This window comes from Prosthecobacter sp., assembly GCF_044378005.1.
GTDB lineage: Bacteria > Verrucomicrobiota > Verrucomicrobiia > Verrucomicrobiales > Verrucomicrobiaceae > Prosthecobacter.
The window spans coordinates 21,513-40,589 of the sequence record NZ_JBILYB010000025.1 but is presented as its reverse complement, the minus strand read 5'-3'; the positions used below and the strand labels follow the sequence as shown (position 1 = coordinate 40,589).

Here is a 19,077-nt window from a genome sequence, read left to right as displayed (position 1 = left end):
CATTTCAAGTCGAGTCAAAACATGCACACCACCACTGCCTCCAGCACCGCGTCGGATTACGATGTGATCATCCTCGGCGGTGCCTTCAGCGGTGCCTCCGCTGCCCTGCTTTTAAAACGTGATCTGCCCAGCTTGCGCGTGCTGGTGGTGGAGCGGACGACGGAGTTTGATCGCAAGGTCGGCGAGAGCACCTCGGAGGTGGGAGGCTGTTTCCTCACCCGCGTGCTGCATTTGAATCCCTACCTCAGCGCGAATCACTACCAGAAGCACGGGCTGCGGATGTGGTTTTGCAGCAAGCCTGAAGATCGCGTGGAAGACTGCACGGAGCTGGGGCCGAAGTTTCAAAGCCGTCTCCCCACCTTCCAGCTCGACCGCGCCATGCTCGACCAGCATGTGCTCGATCTCGCAGCCGAAGCCGGGGCCGATCTCCTCCGCCCCGCGACCATCCGTGAAGTCACTTTGGCCGAAGGCAGTGAGAACCACACCGTGAGCCTCAAAACCGAGGCCGGTGAAACGAAGACCTTCACCGCACGCTGGGTCATCGATGCCTCCGGGCGCGCCGCCTTGCTGGCGAAGAAGCTCGGCCTGCATCGCCAGCTCGGCGATGAGCATCCCACCTCCTCCATCTGGTGCCGCTTCAGAAACGTCAATGCGCTCGACAGCTACAAGAGCCGCTCCATGCACCCCTGCCTGATGAGCAACGTGCGCGCCTCCCGCAGCAGTGCCACAAACCATCTCATGGGCCATGGCTGGTGGGTCTGGCTCATCCCGCTGGCGAATGGGGACTACAGCGTCGGCATCGTCTGGGATCGCCGGGCTTTCACCCTGCCGGAAGGCGAGAGCCTCACCGAGCGACTGCGTGCTCATCTCATGACACATCCCATCGGCCGCCTCATGTTTGAAGGCGCGGAACCGGTGGAGGACGACACGTTTTATTACAAAGGCCTGCCCTATCATACCGAACAAATGGCCGGCAATCGCTGGGCCATGGTGGGCGATGCAGCGGGCTTCATCGACCCGCTTTACAGCCAGGGTCTCGACTACTGCGGGCACACCGTCTATGCCGTCACGCAGATGATCAAAAAGGCGTCCATGGGCGAAGATGTCAGCGCCACGCAGGCCTACCTCCAGGGAGCCTACAAACGCAGCTACCGCCTCTGGTTCGAGAGCCTCTACAAAGACAAATACTTCTACATGGGTGATGCCGAACTTGTGCGCATCTCCTTCCTCATGGACCTCGGCACCTACTTCATCGGCCCCGTGCGCCTCGTGTACACCGACCCCGATTACGAATGGACTCGCCTCCCGTATGATGGCCCCATCGGAAACCTCTTCGCCAAGTTCATGACCTTCTACAACCGTCGCCTCGTGGTGCTGGCGAAGAAGCGACTCGCCAAAGGCACGTATGGTGCCTGGAACACCGGCATGGATCTCACCCTCGGCCAGAGCTACTCGCCGAATTTCAGTGCCTTCATGTTCCTGCGCTGGGGTGTCCGCCTCCTGCTGATGGCGGAACTGCGCACTCTCTTTGGCAGAGCCAAGCCTGCCATGGCGGAAACAGCGATGCCGATGGCCGGTGAAGCGAAGGCTGCGGCTTGATTGGGCAGCCAAACCTGGTGCCTATGAGCAGTAAGGTGCTCACCCCTTGAACGAACCTCTGAACAGTGGGATAGGGCCAGGGTGATGACTCAAAGCTGGATCGAAAAGACGGCCGGCTAAAGTCTTCCGCAGCCTATCCTCTCGAACGCCCACCCATTCCCCATGCACTTCCTCATCACCGCTGGCCCGACACGTGAGCCACTCGATCCGGTGCGGTATCTCACGAACCGTTCCTCGGGGCGCATGGGCTATGCGCTGGCCGAGGCGGCGAGGGATACGGGGCATGAGGTGACTTTGATTTCGGGGCCGGTTTTTCTGCCTGCACCCACGGGGATGACGCTGGTGAAGGTAGAGACGGCTCGCGAAATGTTCGAGGCGGTGCTAAAGCACCTCGCCAGCGCGGACGTGGCCATCTTTGCCGCTGCTGTGGCAGACTATCGGCCCGTGGTGAAGGCGGAGCAGAAGATCAAGAAGAGCGCTGACACGCTGACTCTCGAACTGGAACGCACGGAGGACATCCTCGGCTCAGCTCGCGGTCTGTTCGGCTTTAAAGGCTGCCTCGTCGGCTTTGCGGCGGAGACGGAGAAGCTCGTGGAGCACGCGCAGGACAAGCTCGCGCGCAAAGGCTGCGACCTCATCATCGCCAACGATGTCTCCCAGCCGGGCATCGGGTTTGACAGTGCGGAAAACGCCGTCACTCTCTGCCTCCCCGGCGGCCAGACGCAGACTCTGCCGCAGCAAAGCAAGACGGCGCTCGCGAGCGAACTCATCCAGTTCATCACCCAGCTCGCTCGCTGATTCGTCATTCGGTTTTAGTCATTCGTCATTCTTCCATGCCCCTCCTCCCCATCGCCCTCGACGCCGCCACCCAGGCGGGCCAGCTGATCAAAAGTAACTTCGGCTCCGATCTCACGGTCAATGAGATGCAGCGCCATGACATCAAGCTGGAGCTCGACGTGCGCAGCCAGAAGCTCATCACCGAAATCATCCTGAAGAACGATCCCACCCACGCCATCCTCGGTGAAGAAGAGGGCGACCTCGGCGGCGATGGCGATGTCGAGTGGATCGTCGATCCCATCGACGGCACGGTGAACTACTATTTTAATATCCCGCACTTCTGCGTGTCGATTGCTGCGCGGAATCGCCACACGAAAGAGATGCTGCTCGGCGTGATCCACGACCCAATGCAGAATGAAACCTGGAGTGTGGTGAAAGGCGGCCAGCCCATGCTGAATGGCAAGCCCATCGCCGTTAGTCCGCGCGAGACAATGGCGGAAGCGGTCGTCACCGTCGGTTTCTCGAAGAGCAAATCCGCGCTGGATGCCGGCTTCGAGCGCTACAAGCGCATCGCCTACGATGTGCGCAAGACGCGCATGCTCGGCAGCGCCGCTCTCGCTCTCGCCTACATCGCCTGTGGCCGACTCGATGCCTATGTCGAAGAGCAGATCAGCCTTTGGGACATCGCTGCGGGTGTCATGCTCGTGGAAGCCGCAGGCGGCAAAGTCAGCACCTCACCGAGCACGGTGAAGCCCGGCACGATGTTCATCTGCGCCTCGAACGGCAAGCTGCCGATCGAGCCGTATCTTTGATCAGCGCTTCCTCAGCGCGCGCAGTCGTTCGCGGCCAATACGCCCATCGTAGCCCACTTCGGGCACTCGATCTTCCACGATCTCCCAGCGTGATTCGTCGAAGAGCGCGCCGAGTTGCGAAACCTCGATGCCGAAGGGTGGACCTTGTTCACCAGGGTCCATCTCCGGGTTGATGAACCAGATGCCGACGATCAAGCCGCCGGTCTTCAGCAATTCGTGGGCGGCTTTTTCATAACGAACCCGCCACTCCGGCGGCAGGGCGCATAGGCAGGTGTGTTCGAAGATGAAATCAAAGCTGCCGAGCTGGCCCGCTGGCGGATCAAAGAGATCTGCGAGCAGGAAACAGTCCGATAGCTGCGGGTAAGTCTGCTGTGCCATCGTGACGGCGGTGGGCGCGATATCGAGTCCGTAAGCCTCAAGACCGTTCCTGGCGAGCATCGCCACATCATGACCGACTCCGCAGCCGGGCACGAGGGCGCGACCTGTGGGCTTGTTGCTGGTCACCCACTCCAGCATCGGCGGTGAAGGCTGGCCTTTGTTCCAGGGGGTGTGGCCTTCGAGATAGTGTTGTTCCCAGTCAGTCATATCGGGAGATCATACGACGGGCAGCTTCCATTCGCCACGCATGGGGCGATGTTTCATCAGCGCGTTCGCCTCGGCATCGGAGCCGAAGTTTTCCGCAGCCGGGTCCCAGGTGAGTTTGCGCTTCGCCTTCAGGCAGGCGGCAGCGAGCTGGGGCAGCGTGTCGCTTCGCACTGCGGTCTCGATGTCGCAGACGGCTTTGGCCTTGCCCTGGATGGCATCCAAGAAGTTGCGCGTGTGTTCGAGGCTCTCGATAAGCTTGATCGGCATGGTACCGACCTTGTTTTGCGGGTCACGCAGGATGGCTTCATCATTAGCAGTGATCTTGCCACGCACCACATGCACCCAGCCTTTTTCACCGATGAAGCGTGCCCCGTGGCCGATCTCGTCGCCCTGATTGGCAAAGGTGATCGGCGCGGCACCGGCATACTCGAAGCGCAGCTTCCAGCTCAGCACGGCATCACAGCCGCCTTCCTTTGGATACTCACCACTGCCTTCGATGCTCGTGGGACCCGTCGCGTCCGTGCCATTGCCCCACTGGGCGATATCGAGATGATGAATGCCCCAGCAGGAGATCATGCCGAGGGAGAAGTTCGTGATGTTCTCGTGGTTGTCGCGCTTCAGCTTTTCTTCATGGAAGGGAGTCATCGGAGCCGGTCCCACCCAGCGATCCCAATCCACATTCGCGGGCACAGCTTGCTCGGTCCAAACCGGAGCCGTTTTGCCGCCGGGCACACCGACTTGGATCTCCTTCAGTTTCCCGAGACGACCATTTTGTGCCAACTCCGCCGCCCAGCGGAATTTCATGTCTGAGCGCTGCTGCGTGCCGAACTGAAAGACGACGCCCTTCTTCCTCACCGCCGCACGCACGAGCTGCGCTTCCTCGATGGACATGCCCATCGGCTTCTCGTGGTAGATGTGCTTCCCATTCAACACCGAATCGGCGGATGGAATGCTGTGCCAATGTACCGGCAGTGCCATGAGCACCGCATCGATTCCTGGATTGCGATTCAACTCTCGAAAGTCGCTGTAAACCTTCGCATCGGCGTTGCCATAGGCGTTGCCATAGGCGTCTTTGAGGATGCCCTGGGCATTCTCGATGCGCTTCTGATTCACATCACAAAGTGCCACCACACGGAGATCTTCATGATTCAAAAAGGCTCGCATGTCTCCCGTGCCCTGAGCGCCAACTCCGATGACGCCAAGCGTGATCTTGTTTGATGGCGCCGTCTGCGAGCGCAGCAGACGCGCTGGCACAAACATGGGCGCGATGCCCGTGGCGAGGATGGTCTTGAGCGAGGAGCGGCGGTTCATGGCAGGCGTCAAAACGCGATCAGGCAGTCCATTGTTCGGACATCTTCTGGGTGGGATCGGACTCTTGGAGAATAGGCGCGAAGAAAAATTTATATTCACTTTGAACGACAAAGTGAATGCCGGAAACAAACTGCCCATGGCTCCTGCGTCACCTCACCTCTCCCGCCTTCGTCTGCTGGCGCGTGGTGAGCCTGTGGGACTGGCGGAGTGGCTGCGGCAGCCGCTGACGAGAGACTCGTTGCTCGCACTGATCGTCGCCATCATCGGTGGATGCGCGCTTTATGGCTTCGGGCTGGGACTTTGGCGTGCGCCGCTCCAGGGCGTCTTTGTTGCTATCAAAATGCCTCTTTTGATTTTCCTGACACTGCTCGTGAATGGCCTGATCAACGGCATGCTCGGGCAACTTCTCGGCTCCGGCATGTCCTTCCGGCAAACCGTGGTGGCCTGCCTGATGAGCTTTGCCATCTTCAGTCTCATCGTGGGTTCCTTCAGCCCGATCATCATCGCCTGGGTACTGGATGCGCCACCGCCAGGCACGGATGAAGGGGCGGACTGGTATCGCCTCTTCCTGCTCGGAAATACTGCCGTCATCGCCTTTGCCGGCATCGTGGCGAACCACAAGCTGCTGCGGCTCATCCAGGCGTTTTCCGGTGATGCCATGGCAGGCTGGCGGACTCTGATCGCCTGGCTCGCGGGCAATCTCTTCGTCGGAGCTCAGCTTTCCTACATCCTGCGGCCCTTCTTTGGCAATCCAGAGCTGCCCGTGCAGTTCCTGCGGCCGAATCCGCTGGAGGGGAATTTTTATGAAGCTGTCTGGAGCATGACTCAGGCCTCCGTGGGAAGAGCCGACGGTCCGTCCATCGCCTTCTGGGTACTGTTGATCCTTGGGCTGGCCTGCCTGGGCAACGTGCTTTGGCACATCACCACCGATGCCACTTCTTCATCCAAACCTTCCAACCCCGAACCCACCCATCGCCATGAACCCTGAATCCACACCTCCAACTGTGCCCCAGTCACCTTCACCGGCCCCTATGGCCGCCACCACCGTGATGAAAATCGAGCCCATGCAGGCTCCCGTGACCTTCCCGAATGTCATCGAGGCCCTGCTCAAACATCCAGGGCGGCTCATTCACTCCTGCCAGCAGAGCGGCAGCGGTGTGCCAGCCCGGCTCGCGCTTGGTTCCCTGCTCTGCCTCATCATCTTCGGGCTGCTGCTCGGCAGCTTTTCCGGCGGTAACCAGCTTTGGGCCGCACCGCTGAAAATCACTGTCGGCATGATCGTCGCCGTCATCATCTGCTTCCCCAGTCTCTACATCTTCAGCGCACTCGACGGCCTGAACGCTCGCGTGCATCAGATCGCCGCCATCGTGCTCGGCATGGTGGCCCTGACCTCCCTGCTGCTGCTCGGGTTTGCCCCGGTGATCTGGGTCTTCAGCAGTTCCACGGATTCCCTCGGCTTCATGGGTTTCCTCGTGCTCGGCTTCTGGATCATCGGCCTCTTTTTCGGCACGCGACTCCTCACCGGAGCTGTCAAAGCGCTCGGTTCAGAGACCTCCGGGTATCTGAAAATCTGGGTCGCCATCTTCACCATTGTCACCCTGCAAATGTCCACCTCCCTGCGTCCTCTCATCGGCACTGCCGATACCTTCCTTCCCGAGAAAAAGAAGTTCTTCGTGCAGCACTGGTTCTACCACCTCGATGCCGCCAATCCGCCTGAAGGCAGCGCGATGAAGACGGAGGAGCGGCGGTAAGCTCACTCCATCCCCAAAACCTTCCAGAGGAAGGCCCATTCGTCGGCGGTTTCTTCGATGACTTTGGTGAGGGCGGTGCCGGCACCGTGGCCGGCGCTGGTTTCGATGCGGATGAGGACGGGTGGGCCGTCCTTGGTGTGGCATTCTTGGAGCCTAGCGGCGAACTTGAAGCTGTGGGCGGGGACGACGCGGTCGTCGTGGTCGGCGGTGGTGACGAGGGTGGCGGGATAGCGCGTACCGGGCTTCAGGTTGTGCAGCGGGGAGTAGGCGTGAATGGCGGCGAACTCGGCGGTGTTTTCGCTGCTGCCGTAGTCGCTCTTCCAGGCCCAGCCGATGGTGAATTTGTGGAAGCGCAGCATGTCCATGACGCCGACGGCAGGCAGCGCAGCACCGTAGAGTTCGGGGCGCTGAGTCATGCAGGCTCCGACGAGCAGGCCGCCGTTGCTGCCGCCCATGATGGCGAGCTTTTTCGGCGAGGTGTAGCCTTCCTTTTGCAGCCACTCGGCGCAGGCGATGAAGTCATCGAAGACGTTCTGTTTCCGCAGCTTCTTTCCGGCAAGGTGCCACTCGGCTCCGTATTCGCCGCCGCCGCGTAGATTGGCCAGCGCATAGACACCGCCCAGCTCCAGCCAGATGGCGCGACCGATGGAGAAGTTCGGCGTTAGGCTGATGTCGAACCCGCCGTAGCCGTAGAGCAGCGTGGCATTGTTGCCGTCGAGCTTGAGGCCCTTTTTATGCACGAGGAACATGGGCACCTTCGTGCCGTCCTTGCTCTTAACGAAGACCTGAGTGGTCTCATAGGGTGTGGCATCAAAATCGACCTTCGGTTGTTTCCAAAGGGTGCTCTTTCCGCTGGCGACATCGTAGCGATAGATCGCACCGGGTGTGGTGAAGCTGGTGAAGGCGTAGTGCGTGAGCTTGTCGCTGCGTTTGCCGCCAAAGCCACCGACGGTGCCGATGCCGGGCAGGTCGATGTCACGCGTCTTCTTGCCTTCCAAATCGTAGGCGGTCATGGCGCTGCGCGCGTCTTGGAGAGATTTGCAGAGCAGTTGGCCATCAATGCAGGAGACACTGTCGAGCTTGTGCTGGCCTTCGGGGATGATCTCGCGCCAATTTTCCTTCGCAGGCTTTATCACGTCGATGGCGATGACACGGTAGCGCGGCGCTTTGAGGTCGGTGTGGAAGTAGAACGTGGTGCCGACGTTTTCGATGAAGCTGTAGGAAGCATCGAAGTCGTTCAGCAGCTCGACCACCTTCGCGTCAGCCTGCTTCAGGTCCTGATAGAAGAAGCGGTTCTTCGGGTCGGTGCCGTGGGTGACGCTGTAGATGAGGTAGTGTCCGTCGTCAGTGACGTAAGCGTGCAGGCCCCAATCAGGCTGATCGGGGCGTGCGTAGATCATTTTGTCCTCGCTCTGCGGCGTGCCGAGTTTGTGGAAGTAAACCGTCTGGTTCTTGTTCGCCTCGGTGAGCGCTGCGCCTTCCTTCGGCTTCGGGTAACGGCTGTAATAGAAGCCGCTGCTGTCCTTCGCCCACGAGGCTCCGCTGAACTTCACCCACTCGATCAGATCCTCCGTGTCTTTGCCTGTGGCGATGTCTTTGACGCGGAATTCCTGCCAGTCGCTGCCCGCTTTCGAGACGCCATAGACGAGCCATTTGCCATCTTCGCTCGGCGCGGTCTCGGTCAGTGAAGTCGTGCCCTCTTTGGAGAGCGTGTTGGGATCGAGCAGCACGCGGGCCTCGGCTTCGAGCGAGTCGGCGACATACAGCACGTTCTGGTTTTGCAGGCCGGAGTTGCGGTTGAAGAACCACTTTCCTCCATGCTCAAAGGGGATGCCCGTGCGCTCGTAGTTCCAGGCTTTTTGCAGGCGCTCGCGGATCTGCTCGCGTTTCGGGATGGCTTTGAGGAAACCAAAGGTCACTTCGTTCTGTGCCTTCACCCAGGCCTTCGTTTCCTCGCTGTTGTCGTCTTCCAGCCAGCGATAGGGATCAGCCACCTTCGTGCCGTGGTAGTCGTCGATGACGCTGTCGTCTTTCCGGGTGACGGGGTAGGTCAGGCTTTGGGCGAAGGTGGTGGCGGACATGAGGCAGAGAAGAAGACTGGCGCGCATGGGCGCACTGGAGCGCCCTTGCATTCCGTGACAACTGCCATTTCGAGGTCCGGGGCGTTTATCGGTAGAGTGGGATCACTCCGGCGGATTGCCACTGCGTTGCTCGTCCTCACGGGCGAGTTCTTCGGTGGTTTTTTCGACGGCTGGTTTCGGCGTTTCGGCAGGGACTTCGGGTTCGTCATCAGGCATGACGGAGCCTTGGTCTTCGCCTTCATCCACAGGGTCACTCATGGCGACGGTGTTGGCGGCTTTCTCGACCTCGGGTGGTGGTGCCGAGGGACGTGGCTTCTGGTATTCGTCGTCGATGTCTTTGTCCTGATCGTCCTCGGAGAACCACGGGTTGTAGTTTTCGTTGTCCCACTCGTCTTTCGCGGGCTCCTGTTCGAGCTCCTTCTCGTCCTTGTCGAGCTGGGCGTAGTATTCGGGATAGGCTTCGCGGTCCTTCTTTTCCATGAAGTAAGAGAGCCAGATGCAGATCTCATACAGGACGTAAAGAGGGCCAGCAAGGAGCAACAGCGTCAGCACGTCCTGGGTCGGCGTGATCACGGCGGAGAAGATGGCGATGGCGATAATCGCGTGCTTCCGCGTCGTCTTCATCAGCTTGTAGGACAGGAAATCCAGCTTCACGAGCGCCATGACGACGACGGGCAGTTCGAAGGAGATGCCGAAAATGAGGATGAAGCGCGTGGCGAAGGTGATGTAATCCCCGAGCATCCAGGTGTTGTCGAAGCCGTGGTCGAAGTTCCAGACGAGGAAGAAATCGAGCGCACGCGGCAGCACCATGTAATAGGAAAAACAGACCCCGGTAAGGAAGAGGCCGAAGCCTACCGTCAGGGCGGGGAACAAAGTCTTTTTCTCGTTGTCTTTGAGTCCTGGCAGGATGAACTGAAGCAGGAAGAAGAGCAGCAACGGAAAGCTGACGATGATGCTGGCGATCATCGACACGTTCACCGACGCCATGAAACCTTCCTGCGGAGTGCGCGTGCTGGGCTGGCGGAATTCAATGTTGGGTGCGGGGAGGCCTGCTTCGACGGCTTGTGCTGTGATGGTTGCCTTCGCTGAAGCGGTGGCCCAGGCGTAGGGCTGCTGGACGATGTCGGTCAGTGGTTTGTTGAATCCGAAGGCACCGAGAACACAGATCAAAATCGTGACAGCGATGCGCACGAGCATCGCACGCAGATCTTCGAGATGGTCGAGAAAGGGCTTCTCTTCGTCGCCGGGATTGAGGTTCAGCGCGATCTTTTCGCGGGCTTTGAATACTTTGGTCAGGAGGCCTTGCCACATAACGGTGTGAGGGGGGAAACGGGTGCGGTAGTGCTGGGGTTAGATCGATCCCTTCGCCGCCATCCGCGCGTAGAGTGCCAGTGTCAGGGCGGTGGTGATCTCATTGGCAGCGATCATCCTCCGCAGGTCTCCTGAACTGACAAGCCGCACGGGGCTGATGTGTTCGCTTCCATCCGGTGAGGGACGGCTGACGACACACACGGGCTCCGCCTTGAAAAGGTAAACGTGCTCGTCGGTGAATCCTTGCGATGGAAGGAACCATCCGAGCGGCTCCAGCGTGCCGCCAGGGGCCAGCGCGTAGCCGGTTTCCTCGGCCAGCTCGCGCAAGGCGGTGTCGATGACGAGGTCGCAGGTCACGTCCTCCACGGCGCAGTCGATCTGCCCGGCGGGGAACTCCAGACACTCTTCGGCCACGGGAATGCGCTCCTGCGGGATCATGACGAACTCGCTACTCTCCGTCACGGGGGCGATGGCGACAGCGGCTTTTCTTTTCACCACGAGCCATGGCACGGGCTGCTCGGCGCGGTTCGGCGTGAGCACTTCGACGCGGTCCACGCTGATGTGCGGGTTCGCGAAGAGGCGCTCGTCCTTCACCGTCTGCCAGCCATCGCGGGACTGCTGGTGGAAGAGCCGGAAGGTCACGACAGCTCCTCCTTCCAGCGGGCGATCTGTGCGGCGACGTTTTGTGGTGACGGAGCGCCGATGCCTTTGCGGGCGGCGAGGGCGGTTTCGAGATTCAGGCAGGCGAAAAGATCGGCCTCAAAGGCGGGCGAGAACTCCTGGTATTTCGCCAGCGGGATGTCGGCAAAGGCGACCTTCTCCGCGAGGCTATGCGCGACAAGCTTACCGATGACTTCATGCGCGGAACGGAAGGGCACGCCGTGATTAACGAGGTAGTCGGCGAGGTCGGTGGCGAGCAGCATCGGGTCGCTGGTGGCGGCGCGAGTGCGGGCGTCATTGACCTCCATGCCGGCGATCATTTCGGCGAAGACGGCGAGCGCGGCTTTGATCGTGTCGATGCTGTCAAAGAGCGGCTCTTTGTCCTCCTGCATGTCGCGATTGTAGGTCATGGGCAGACCTTTCAGCAGGGTCAGCAGCGCCATGAGATTGCCGACGAGACGGCCGGACTTCCCACGCGTGAGCTCGGCCACATCGGGATTCTTTTTCTGCGGCATCAAAGAGGAGCCGGTGGTGTGCGCGTCGCTGAGAGTGACGAAGCCAAACTCGGCGCTGCACCAGAGGATCACGTCCTCGCTGAGGCGGGAGAGATGCACGCCGCAGAGGGCGATGGCGAAGATGACCTCGACGGCGAAGTCGCGGTCGCTTACGGCGTCCATGCTGTTTTGCGTGACGCTGGAGAAGCCGAGCTGCTGCGCCACATACTCGCGATCGATGATGATCGTGCTGCCCGCGAGTGCGCCGGAGCCGAGCGGCATGACGTCGATCCTTTTCCGTGCATCGCTGAGGCGGGCGGCATCGCGGGAGAGCATCTCCACATAGGCGAGCAAATGATGGGCAAAGAGCACAGGCTGCCCGCGCTGGAGATGGGTATAGCCCGGCACCACCGCGCCGCCGCTGCGCTCGGCGGCCTCGATCAAGGCACGCTGGAGGCTGTGAATGAGCGCGGTGATCGCGTCCACGGCATCGCGGGTGTAGAGGCGCACATCGGTGGCGACTTGGTCGTTGCGACTGCGCGCTGTGTGCAGCTTCGCGCCAGCCGGGCCGATGCGCTTCGTCAGCTCGGCCTCGATGTTCATGTGCACGTCTTCGAGGGATTCCTTCCACTCGAAATTACCCGACTCGATCTCGCGCTGGATGGCATTCAGTCCTGCCTGAATGAGAAACTGCTCGTCAGAGGAGATGATGCCGGCCTTCAGCAGCCCTTTCGAGTGGGCGATGGAACCACGGATGTCATGAGCGAAGAGCCTCCAGTCAAAAGACACGGACTCGCCATAACTCTGCACGAGCTGGCTGGTGGGCTGAGAGAAGCGGCCTTTCCACATAGGATTTTTTTAAAACGGGGCGCGGAGAGTAGCGGCAAAGCGCCCCCGTGCAACCCAGGCCTCACGCCACCACGAGGACGATGGCACTGAGCATCAACGCGGCACCGAGTAACCGCCAGCGGAGCACTTTGGCCCCGAGGTGCTGCTCCTGGTTCATGAACCAGTGCCCGATCATCCAGACCAGCAGCACGCTCAGCAGGCCGCGTGAGGCATAGACGATGTTCGCCGAGGTGGCCTTCCCATACACGGCCAGGGTGCTGACAAAGATGACGCTTTGGGTGCCTAGCAACGCCGAGCCGCCCGTCAGCCAGGCCCAGCCCTGCCGTGGGATGGCGCTCAGCGGGGCGGTGAAGCGGAAGATCAGGCCAAAGGAAAGCAGGGCATTGATCCAGAAGATGCAGGGCAAAAGCCGCGACGCGCCCCAGCTCGGGCCCCACTTCTGCACTAACACGTCAAATACCGCGAAGCACACCGCCCCAGTCCCACCGGCGATCAGCGTGATCACCAGATGCTTGGGATGCTTGCCGCCTTCTTTCTGGTTCAAAAAGGTGATGCCCACGACGCTCAGCAGCGCAGCGATCCAGGTTTTCAGCCCCACGGCATCACCCGTCAGCATCGGCGTGAGGAAAGCAACGATCACCACTTTTAGCCCAAAGATGGGCACGGCCACGGAGACGTCACCTTTCTCCAGCGCCAGAAATTGCGAGATCTGCCCCACGAAGAGGCACATGGCGATCAAACCCGGCTGCCAGAGCAGCTCGCGCTCGATGGGATGCCCCGGCAGCAGCCAGAGCAGGGAAAAGAGAGCTGCCACGATCAAGTTTGCCACGAATGTCGTCCGCCAGAGTCCCACGCCGAGATCGCTGGAGCGCTTCAGCACGAGTGCCCCGAAGGCATAAAAAAGCGCGGCGATGAGAGGATAAACGACAGTGGCAGTGGAAGCGGGCACTTGCGTGGGTAGCATCGCCTTCGCGGCGGCACAAGGAAGGCCTCCCGCCACTTGCCCATGCGTCTGCTACTTGCCATCCTCTTCACTTCCCTCTCAGCTTCTGCCGCTGAGAGGTGGGTCTATCTCGACAATGGCCACGTCCGGCTCGGCGTGAACCTGAGTGCAGGTGCTTGTGTCGGCTGGTTCTCCCACTCGCACTCCTCGGACAACCTTCTGAACGCCTATGATGTGGGCCGCTACCTCCAGCAGTCCTATTATGGCGACAAGGACGGCAGCGACTGGAACGGCAAGCCCTGGCGCTACAACCCCGTGCAGGGAGGTTCATGGAAAAACGAGCCCGCCGTGGTCATCGAATCGCGCGAGGAGAAAGATGAACTCTACGCCAAAGTGCAGCCCCGCCACTGGGCCACAGGCGCGATTTTAAAAGAGGTCACTCTGGAGCAATGGCTGCGACTCGAAGGCGGGCTCGCCCGGCTGAAGTTCAAGATGACTTACAGCGGTGAAAAAGAGCACAAGCCCTACCACCAGGAACTGCCCGCACTCTTCGTGAAGCCCGCACTCGACACGCTGGCCTTCGTCGGCACCGACGGCCAACTCACGCACAAGCAGCCCGGCTTCCCGAACGAGATGATTCGCTATAGCGAACCTTGGCTTGCCTGGGTCAACGCGAAGGACAGCGGCCTCGGCATCTACTGCCCCCACACCAAGGAAGCCACCACCTACCGCGTCCGCGAAGGCAACAAAGGTGATGTCAGCTACGCCGCCCCTCTCCAGACCTTCGCGCTGAAGCCCGGGCTCGTCTTCGAATACGAAGTCGTGCTCGCCATCGGCACGGTGGAGCAGATCCGCCAAGTGTTCGGGAAATTGGAAGCCAAAGCACCTTGATCAGGAAAGCATGAATAGCTCTGCCCCAGCCCCGAAACCTCCCACGCCAGTCGTTTGTGCCATCATCGAGCATGAAGGTCGCTGCCTCATCGCTCAACGACCGGAGGGCAAAAGGCTCGCAGGCTTCTGGGAGTTCCCCGGTGGCAAGATCGAGAAAGGCGAGAGCCCTGTGGCCGCGCTGCACCGGGAGCTGGCCGAGGAACTTGGCTGCCGCGTGGAGATCACCGCTGCAGGTCCGCCCGTGCCGCACACCTATGAGTGGGGCCGCATTCTGCTCTTTCCCTTTCGCTGTCGGCTTGCCAGTGGCAGCGCCCAGCCAATTGCGCATGAGCACAGCGCCCTCCGTTGGCAGCCCGTTGCCGCTCTCAGCCAGTTCAGCCTCGCTCCAGCGGACCTGCCCGTGCTTGCCTGGCTGAAACGTGGACCCGCTGACCTTGCTGCCGAGACACGACGCCTCGCCGAGGCTCAGGATAGAATTTGGAACGACGCCCTAGCGGATCAATGGCTCGGCGATGAGCTTTCGTCGTCCTGAAGGTAGGTCTGACCTCTGTAAAACATGGCGACAAAGACAAACAGCACCGCTGTGACCGCCATGCACTTCACGAAGAACCAGTAGTAGCCTGCGCCAGAGAGCGCGCCCGGGGATTTCTCGATCCACCAGTTCACGGCGGCGACAAATAGATTTCCGAGCGAGACAGCGAAGAGCCAAAGCGACATGATGAAAGACTTCAAACGTAAGGGCGACTGAGTGTAGAAGAACTCCAGCCCAGTAGTGGAAACAAGAACCTCCGCTGTGGTGAGGAACCCATATGCCACCACCTGCCACCAGATGGAGGGAGTCAAACCCTCGGCTATCCAAGACTCAATCCAAGCCGGAATGATAAACGATGGAATTATAAGGAAGAAGCCGGCTGAGATTTTTCGCAGAGGAGTAAGCGCGACAAATCGCCCTACGAATGGATACAGCCAGAGTGAGAAAACCGGGATGAGCAGCACGACGAACAGCGGATTAACACTCTGCATTTGAGAAGCAATAATCTCCCAGCCGAAGATGGCGCGGTCCATGTGCTCCGCCTGTTTCACCCAATGCGATGCAGTCTGGTCAAAGAGTGCCCAAAACATTGCCACGAACAACACGATTAACAGCAGGCCCATCAGTGTGCGACGAAATGCAGGAGCGCGCAGCTCAGTAAGAAAAGCCTTCGGCTGCGGAGGGGCATGTGAGAAGTCGTTTCTCCCCATCCAAAAAATAGTAGTGGCGATGAACATCAGTATTCCCGGCACAGCAAAGGCTACATGAGGTCCATATGTTTTGAGCAACCAAGGAGTAAGTAGCATTGAAATAAACGAGCCTGTGTTTATCGATAAATAGAACCAACCATAGACACGCGGCAGCAGCCCTGAGTTTGTGGTGCCAAATTGATCGCCCACATGGGCAGAGACACACGGCTTAATACCACCCGAGCCAATGGCAATGAGCGTGAGCCCCACGAAGAGACCGGTGCGCGTGCTGTCGCAAGCCAGCGCAAGATGTCCCAGGCAGTACACACTGGAAAGACCGATGATGGTCTTGTACTTGCCTAGCCAAAGGTCGGAGATCAAAGCCCCAGCAAAGGGAGTCAAGTAAACCGCCCACACAAAGATGTGGAACCACTTTGCCGCCTCAGCATCGCTCATCATATCCTTCGCGCCTTCATGGTTCACGAGCGCGGTCGTCATAAAACTCGTCAGGATAGCTCTCATCCCGTAGAAGCTGAACCGCTCCGCGAACTCGTTGCCGATGATGTGCGGGATGCCCGGAGGCATTCCGGGAATGGCGAGCGGCGTGGTGCGGTAGGACATGAATGGGTTTGGGGGGAAGGTGATTCAGGGACGGGTGTGAAAACCCATCTCGCGCTTGGGTGGAGCCGGAGGCGCGGTGAGCAGTGGACGCAGCTTCTGGTAGATGTCACGCAGGGAGGCGTCGTGGATCAGCAGAGTGTTGTCGATCTCGGCGAGTCGTTTGAGGATGGTCTGATTCGCGGCGAGCTGCTCGCGGATCTCGATGAATGCTCGGATGACATACACGCTCATCGCTACGGCCCGGTCACTGTTCAAAATCGAGGCTGCCATGAGGGCTCCATGTTCGGTGAAAACTCGGGGCATATGACGTCGTCCACCATGACTCAAACTTGAAGTCACAATTTGTGACCTCAAGTGTAGCCACTCTTCACCCGTCAAAATGAAGGAGAAATCTTCGGGGAACCTGGAAAGGTTTCTTTTCACAGCTTGGTTGAAGACCTTCGTGGGCACTTCGTAGAGCGCCGCCAGATCAGAATCCAGCAGCACCCTTTGGCCACGGACGGTGACAATGGGGATCTCGAGGGTCTTTTTCGAGTGCATAGGAGGATTCACACCAGAAAGTCTCAGAAATGACAAGCGGTCTTTGCCGGAGCTGGCGGCGAGGCTTTGAAAAGCGTCAAGGAACTAAATTTCTCGGCGTGAAACTCTTCACCTTGCTGCCGTTCATGTGACTCGCTAACTCAACCCTCCCAACCCGGCACACCACGCCACCAACCCCTTTCCAACCATGTCTGCCTCTGAAGAACTCAACATCAATGTCGCCCACGTCGAACGCGTGGCGAAGGAACTCGGCATCAAGGCCATTCAGGTCGGTGCCACGGCGAAGCTGCTCGCGGATGGCGGCACCGTGCCCTTCATCTCCCGCTATCGTAAAGAAGCCACGGGGATGCTCGATGAGGTGCAGATCCTCAATATCAAAGAGCGCATGGAACAGCTCGTGGCGCTGGATGATCGCCGTGCAGCCATCGTGAAGTCACTGGAAGAGCGGAAGCTGATGACGGACATCCTGCGCGCGAAGATCGAGAAGGCGGAAACGATCAATGTGCTGGAGGACATCTTCGCTCCCTTCCGTCCGAAACGCCGCACGCGTGCCACCATCGCCAAAGAGAAGGGCCTGGAGCCTCTGGCCGATTTCATCGAAGCCAACATGCTCACCGCTGGTGCAGACCTCGCTTCCGAGGCTGCAAAGCTGGTGAATCCCGATCACGAAAACGAAGAACTCCGCGTCAAAGACGCCAACGATGCCCTCGCCGGCGCACGCGACATCATCGCCGAGCGCATCAGCGACAACGCTGAAGCCCGTGCCGCCCTCCGCAAACTTTTCGCCGACCAAGGAACCGTGGTTTCCAAGGTCATGTATGGCAAAGACAAGGACGAGGAAGCGCAGAAGTTCCGCGACTACTTCGACTGGACGGAGCCGATGAAATCCATCCCAAGTCATCGCATGTTGGCGATTCGTCGTGGTGAGAAAGAAGGCTTCCTCCTCATGCGCATCCAGCCGCCGGAAGAGACCGCCGTGCAGATCATCACGCAGATGTTTGCCAAAGGCGGCAATGCCTGCACGGATCAGATGAAACTGGCCTGCGCCGACAGCTACAAGCGCCTGCTCAGTTCCAGCATGGAGACCGAGTTCCGCCTGGAATCCAAGAAGAAGGCCGATGCCGATGCCGTGAAGGTTTTTGCAGACAACCTGCGCGAGCTGCTCATGGCCGCACCGCTGGGGCAAAAACGCATGCTAGGCATCGACCCCGGCTTCCGCAGCGGTTGCAAAACGGTCGTCCTCGATGCGCAGGGGCAGCTTCTCTTCAACGATGTCATTTACCTCCTCGGCGAAGGCAACAGCCTCATGCACGCAAAGACGCTTGTGCTGAACTTGATCGAGCGCTTCAAGATCGAAGCCATCGCCATCGGCAACGGCACTGCCAGCCGCGAGACGGAAGGCTTCATCAACAAGATCGGCATCCCGAAACACATCCCAGTGATCATGGTGAATGAGAGCGGTGCCTCCATCTACAGCGCCAGCGATGTCGCCCGCGAGGAGTTCCCAAATCACGATCTCACCGTGCGCGGCGCGGTGTCCATCGGGCGTCGTCTCATGGACCCGCTGGCGGAGCTGGTGAAGCTCGATCCGAAATCCATCGGCGTGGGTCAATATCAGCACGACGTGGATCAGAAGCAGCTCAAAGACGGCCTCGACAACATCGTCATCAGTTGCGTGAACAACGTCGGCGTCGAGGTGAACACCGCCTCCAAGCAGCTCCTCAGCTACGTTTCCGGCCTGAACAGCACACACGCGGCGAACATCGTGGCCTTCCGCAACGAGAACGGCCCCTTCAAGTCACGCAAAGACCTCATGAAGGTCCCACGTCTCGGCGACAAAGCTTTTGAGCAGGCCGCAGGTTTCCTTCGCATCCGCGATGCCAGCCATCCGCTGGACTCCAGCGCCGTGCATCCTGAGCGCTACCCGCTCGTGGAAAAGATGGCCTCTGACCTCGGTTGCACCGTCGCCGATCTCATGCAAAAGCCTGAGTTGCGTCAGAAGCTCGATTTGAAAAAGTATGTCAGCGCGGATGTCGGTCTGCCCACGCTGCAGGACATCATGAACGAACTCGCCAAGCCGGGCCGAGATCCGCGCAAGCAGTTCGAAGTCTTCAAGTTCCAGGAAGGCGTGAACGAAATGAAGGACCTGCAAGTGGGCATGAAGCTCCCCGGTGTGATCACGAACGTCACCGCCTTCGGTGCCTTCATCGACATCGGCGTGCATCAGGACGGCCTCGCCCACGTCAGCCAGCTCAGCGACAGCTTTGTCAAAGACGCCGCCGAGGCGGTGAAAGTCGGCCAGCGAGTCATGGCGACGGTGATGGAGGTGGACATCCAGCGGAAGCGCATCGCACTCAGTTTGAAATCAAAACCTGACTTCGAGAAGAAGCAGGGAGGCGGACGTCCGGCAGGCGCACCTGCCGGTGGTGGCGGTGGTCAAAGTCGCCCGGGCGGATTCAGTCAAGGAGGCGGCGGACGCCCCTCCGGTGGTGGCATGGGCAATCCCTTTGGTGGCGGAGGTGGCGGTGGCGACTGGTTCACAGCAGCGGCCTCGAAGGGGAAGAAATAAGAGCTTCCTTGGTTCGCCCTTTTTGATCATTGTTTCATAATTCGCCTCCATTCGTATACCGA

At 59.8% G+C, this 19,077-nt stretch carries 17 protein-coding genes and 1 pseudogene; 8 read left to right on the top strand and 10 right to left on the bottom strand.

The window, feature by feature from the left end; genetic code table 11:
* Positions 1–21 precede the first annotated feature (21 nt).
* From AC6FTP_RS07620 to AC6FTP_RS07610, 3 genes are all read left to right on the top strand, one after another.
* Positions 22–1,599, top strand: coding sequence for an NAD(P)/FAD-dependent oxidoreductase (locus AC6FTP_RS07620; RefSeq protein ID WP_497206311.1), 1,578 nt, complete (start codon positions 22–24; stop codon positions 1,597–1,599).
* 162 nt (positions 1,600–1,761) lie between these two features.
* Positions 1,762–2,397: a phosphopantothenoylcysteine decarboxylase domain-containing protein gene (locus AC6FTP_RS07615; RefSeq protein WP_497206310.1), complete on the top strand. Its 636-nt coding sequence runs from the start codon at positions 1,762–1,764 to the stop codon at positions 2,395–2,397.
* A 35-nt stretch (positions 2,398–2,432) separates the two neighbouring features.
* The gene (locus AC6FTP_RS07610) at positions 2,433–3,188 is read left to right on the top strand and encodes an inositol monophosphatase family protein (RefSeq protein ID WP_497206309.1); all 756 of its coding nucleotides are present in this window, start codon (positions 2,433–2,435) and stop codon (positions 3,186–3,188) included.
* Here AC6FTP_RS07610 and AC6FTP_RS07605 read toward each other — a convergent pair whose 3' ends face one another.
* The gene (locus AC6FTP_RS07605) at positions 3,189–3,773 is read right to left on the bottom strand and encodes a methyltransferase domain-containing protein (RefSeq protein WP_497206308.1); all 585 of its coding nucleotides are present in this window, start codon (positions 3,771–3,773) and stop codon (positions 3,189–3,191) included.
* Between the two features lie 9 nt (positions 3,774–3,782).
* Positions 3,783–5,084 (bottom strand): Gfo/Idh/MocA family protein, encoded by a 1,302-nt coding sequence (locus AC6FTP_RS07600; protein WP_497206307.1) that lies wholly within the window; start codon positions 5,082–5,084, stop codon positions 3,783–3,785.
* A gap of 100 nt (positions 5,085–5,184) precedes the next feature.
* Between AC6FTP_RS07600 and AC6FTP_RS07595 the strand changes: the two genes are divergently transcribed.
* Together AC6FTP_RS07595 and AC6FTP_RS07590 are read left to right on the top strand one after the other, a co-directional pair.
* Complete coding sequence (locus AC6FTP_RS07595; protein ID WP_497206306.1) at positions 5,185–6,072, top strand: hypothetical protein; 888 nt, start codon at positions 5,185–5,187, stop codon at positions 6,070–6,072.
* Between the two features lie 43 nt (positions 6,073–6,115).
* Complete coding sequence (locus AC6FTP_RS07590; RefSeq protein WP_497206305.1) at positions 6,116–6,835, top strand: hypothetical protein; 720 nt, start codon at positions 6,116–6,118, stop codon at positions 6,833–6,835.
* A gap of 2 nt (positions 6,836–6,837) precedes the next feature.
* On the opposite strand, the gene AC6FTP_RS07585 is transcribed toward AC6FTP_RS07590, so the two are convergent.
* The 5 genes from AC6FTP_RS07585 to AC6FTP_RS07565 form a co-directional block, all read right to left on the bottom strand.
* Complete coding sequence (locus AC6FTP_RS07585) at positions 6,838–8,916, bottom strand: prolyl oligopeptidase family serine peptidase (RefSeq protein ID WP_497206304.1); 2,079 nt, start codon at positions 8,914–8,916, stop codon at positions 6,838–6,840.
* Positions 8,917–9,018: 102 nt separating this feature from the next.
* On the bottom strand, positions 9,019–10,227 hold the full coding sequence (tatC, locus tag AC6FTP_RS07580; protein WP_497206303.1) for a twin-arginine translocase subunit TatC: 1,209 nt from the start codon (positions 10,225–10,227) through the stop codon (positions 9,019–9,021).
* Positions 10,228–10,266: 39 nt separating this feature from the next.
* Positions 10,267–10,869, bottom strand: a complete 603-nt coding sequence (locus AC6FTP_RS07575) for an NUDIX hydrolase (RefSeq protein WP_497206302.1) — start codon at positions 10,867–10,869, stop codon at positions 10,267–10,269.
* Complete coding sequence (gene argH, locus AC6FTP_RS07570; protein ID WP_497206301.1) at positions 10,866–12,230, bottom strand: argininosuccinate lyase; 1,365 nt, start codon at positions 12,228–12,230, stop codon at positions 10,866–10,868. Before argH ends, AC6FTP_RS07575 begins: the two co-directional genes overlap by 4 nt.
* A gap of 61 nt (positions 12,231–12,291) precedes the next feature.
* The gene (locus AC6FTP_RS07565) at positions 12,292–13,179 is read right to left on the bottom strand and encodes an EamA family transporter (RefSeq protein ID WP_497206300.1); all 888 of its coding nucleotides are present in this window, start codon (positions 13,177–13,179) and stop codon (positions 12,292–12,294) included.
* A gap of 57 nt (positions 13,180–13,236) precedes the next feature.
* Between AC6FTP_RS07565 and AC6FTP_RS07560 the strand changes: the two genes are divergently transcribed.
* Both AC6FTP_RS07560 and AC6FTP_RS07555 read left to right on the top strand, forming a co-directional pair.
* Positions 13,237–14,064 carry a hypothetical protein gene (locus AC6FTP_RS07560; protein WP_497206299.1) on the top strand — a complete coding sequence of 276 codons (828 nt, stop codon included), beginning with the start codon at positions 13,237–13,239 and terminating at the stop codon, positions 14,062–14,064.
* A gap of 10 nt (positions 14,065–14,074) precedes the next feature.
* Positions 14,075–14,596, top strand: a complete 522-nt coding sequence (locus tag AC6FTP_RS07555) for a (deoxy)nucleoside triphosphate pyrophosphohydrolase (protein ID WP_497206298.1) — start codon at positions 14,075–14,077, stop codon at positions 14,594–14,596.
* Here AC6FTP_RS07555 and AC6FTP_RS07550 read toward each other — a convergent pair.
* The 3 genes and pseudogenes from AC6FTP_RS07550 to AC6FTP_RS07540 all read right to left on the bottom strand — a co-directional run.
* Positions 14,563–15,906 (bottom strand): POT family MFS transporter, encoded by a 1,344-nt coding sequence (locus AC6FTP_RS07550; protein WP_497206297.1) that lies wholly within the window; start codon positions 15,904–15,906, stop codon positions 14,563–14,565. The genes AC6FTP_RS07555 and AC6FTP_RS07550 overlap by 34 nt on opposite strands.
* 24 nt (positions 15,907–15,930) lie before the next feature.
* Positions 15,931–16,176 (bottom strand): hypothetical protein, encoded by a 246-nt coding sequence (locus AC6FTP_RS07545; protein ID WP_497206323.1) that lies wholly within the window; start codon positions 16,174–16,176, stop codon positions 15,931–15,933.
* A gap of 45 nt (positions 16,177–16,221) precedes the next feature.
* A pseudogene (locus tag AC6FTP_RS07540) lies at positions 16,222–16,446 on the bottom strand (ORF6N domain-containing protein); the annotation flags it as partial.
* A gap of 187 nt (positions 16,447–16,633) precedes the next feature.
* Here AC6FTP_RS07540 and AC6FTP_RS07535 point away from each other — a divergent pair.
* Positions 16,634–19,015 carry a Tex family protein gene (locus AC6FTP_RS07535; protein ID WP_497206296.1) on the top strand — a complete coding sequence of 794 codons (2,382 nt, stop codon included), beginning with the start codon at positions 16,634–16,636 and terminating at the stop codon, positions 19,013–19,015.
* The last annotated feature ends 62 nt before the right edge of the window (positions 19,016–19,077 follow it).

Coding starts and splice junctions, on each gene's coding strand:
- AC6FTP_RS07535 (WP_497206296.1), top strand. CDS start 16,634: ATGTCTGCCTCTGAAGAACTCAACATCAATGTCGCCCACGTCGAACGC.
- AC6FTP_RS07590 (WP_497206305.1), top strand. CDS start 6,116: ATGGCCGCCACCACCGTGATGAAAATCGAGCCCATGCAGGCTCCCGTG.
- AC6FTP_RS07545 (WP_497206323.1), bottom strand. CDS start 16,176: ATGGCAGCCTCGATTTTGAACAGTGACCGGGCCGTAGCGATGAGCGTG.
- argH (WP_497206301.1), bottom strand. CDS start 12,230: ATGTGGAAAGGCCGCTTCTCTCAGCCCACCAGCCAGCTCGTGCAGAGT.
- AC6FTP_RS07560 (WP_497206299.1), top strand. CDS start 13,237: ATGCGTCTGCTACTTGCCATCCTCTTCACTTCCCTCTCAGCTTCTGCC.
- AC6FTP_RS07620 (WP_497206311.1), top strand. CDS start 22: ATGCACACCACCACTGCCTCCAGCACCGCGTCGGATTACGATGTGATC.
- AC6FTP_RS07550 (WP_497206297.1), bottom strand. CDS start 15,906: ATGTCCTACCGCACCACGCCGCTCGCCATTCCCGGAATGCCTCCGGGC.
- AC6FTP_RS07605 (WP_497206308.1), bottom strand. CDS start 3,773: ATGACTGACTGGGAACAACACTATCTCGAAGGCCACACCCCCTGGAAC.
- tatC (WP_497206303.1), bottom strand. CDS start 10,227: ATGTGGCAAGGCCTCCTGACCAAAGTATTCAAAGCCCGCGAAAAGATC.
- AC6FTP_RS07615 (WP_497206310.1), top strand. CDS start 1,762: ATGCACTTCCTCATCACCGCTGGCCCGACACGTGAGCCACTCGATCCG.
- AC6FTP_RS07610 (WP_497206309.1), top strand. CDS start 2,433: ATGCCCCTCCTCCCCATCGCCCTCGACGCCGCCACCCAGGCGGGCCAG.
- AC6FTP_RS07600 (WP_497206307.1), bottom strand. CDS start 5,084: ATGAACCGCCGCTCCTCGCTCAAGACCATCCTCGCCACGGGCATCGCG.
- AC6FTP_RS07585 (WP_497206304.1), bottom strand. CDS start 8,916: ATGTCCGCCACCACCTTCGCCCAAAGCCTGACCTACCCCGTCACCCGG.
- AC6FTP_RS07555 (WP_497206298.1), top strand. CDS start 14,075: ATGAATAGCTCTGCCCCAGCCCCGAAACCTCCCACGCCAGTCGTTTGT.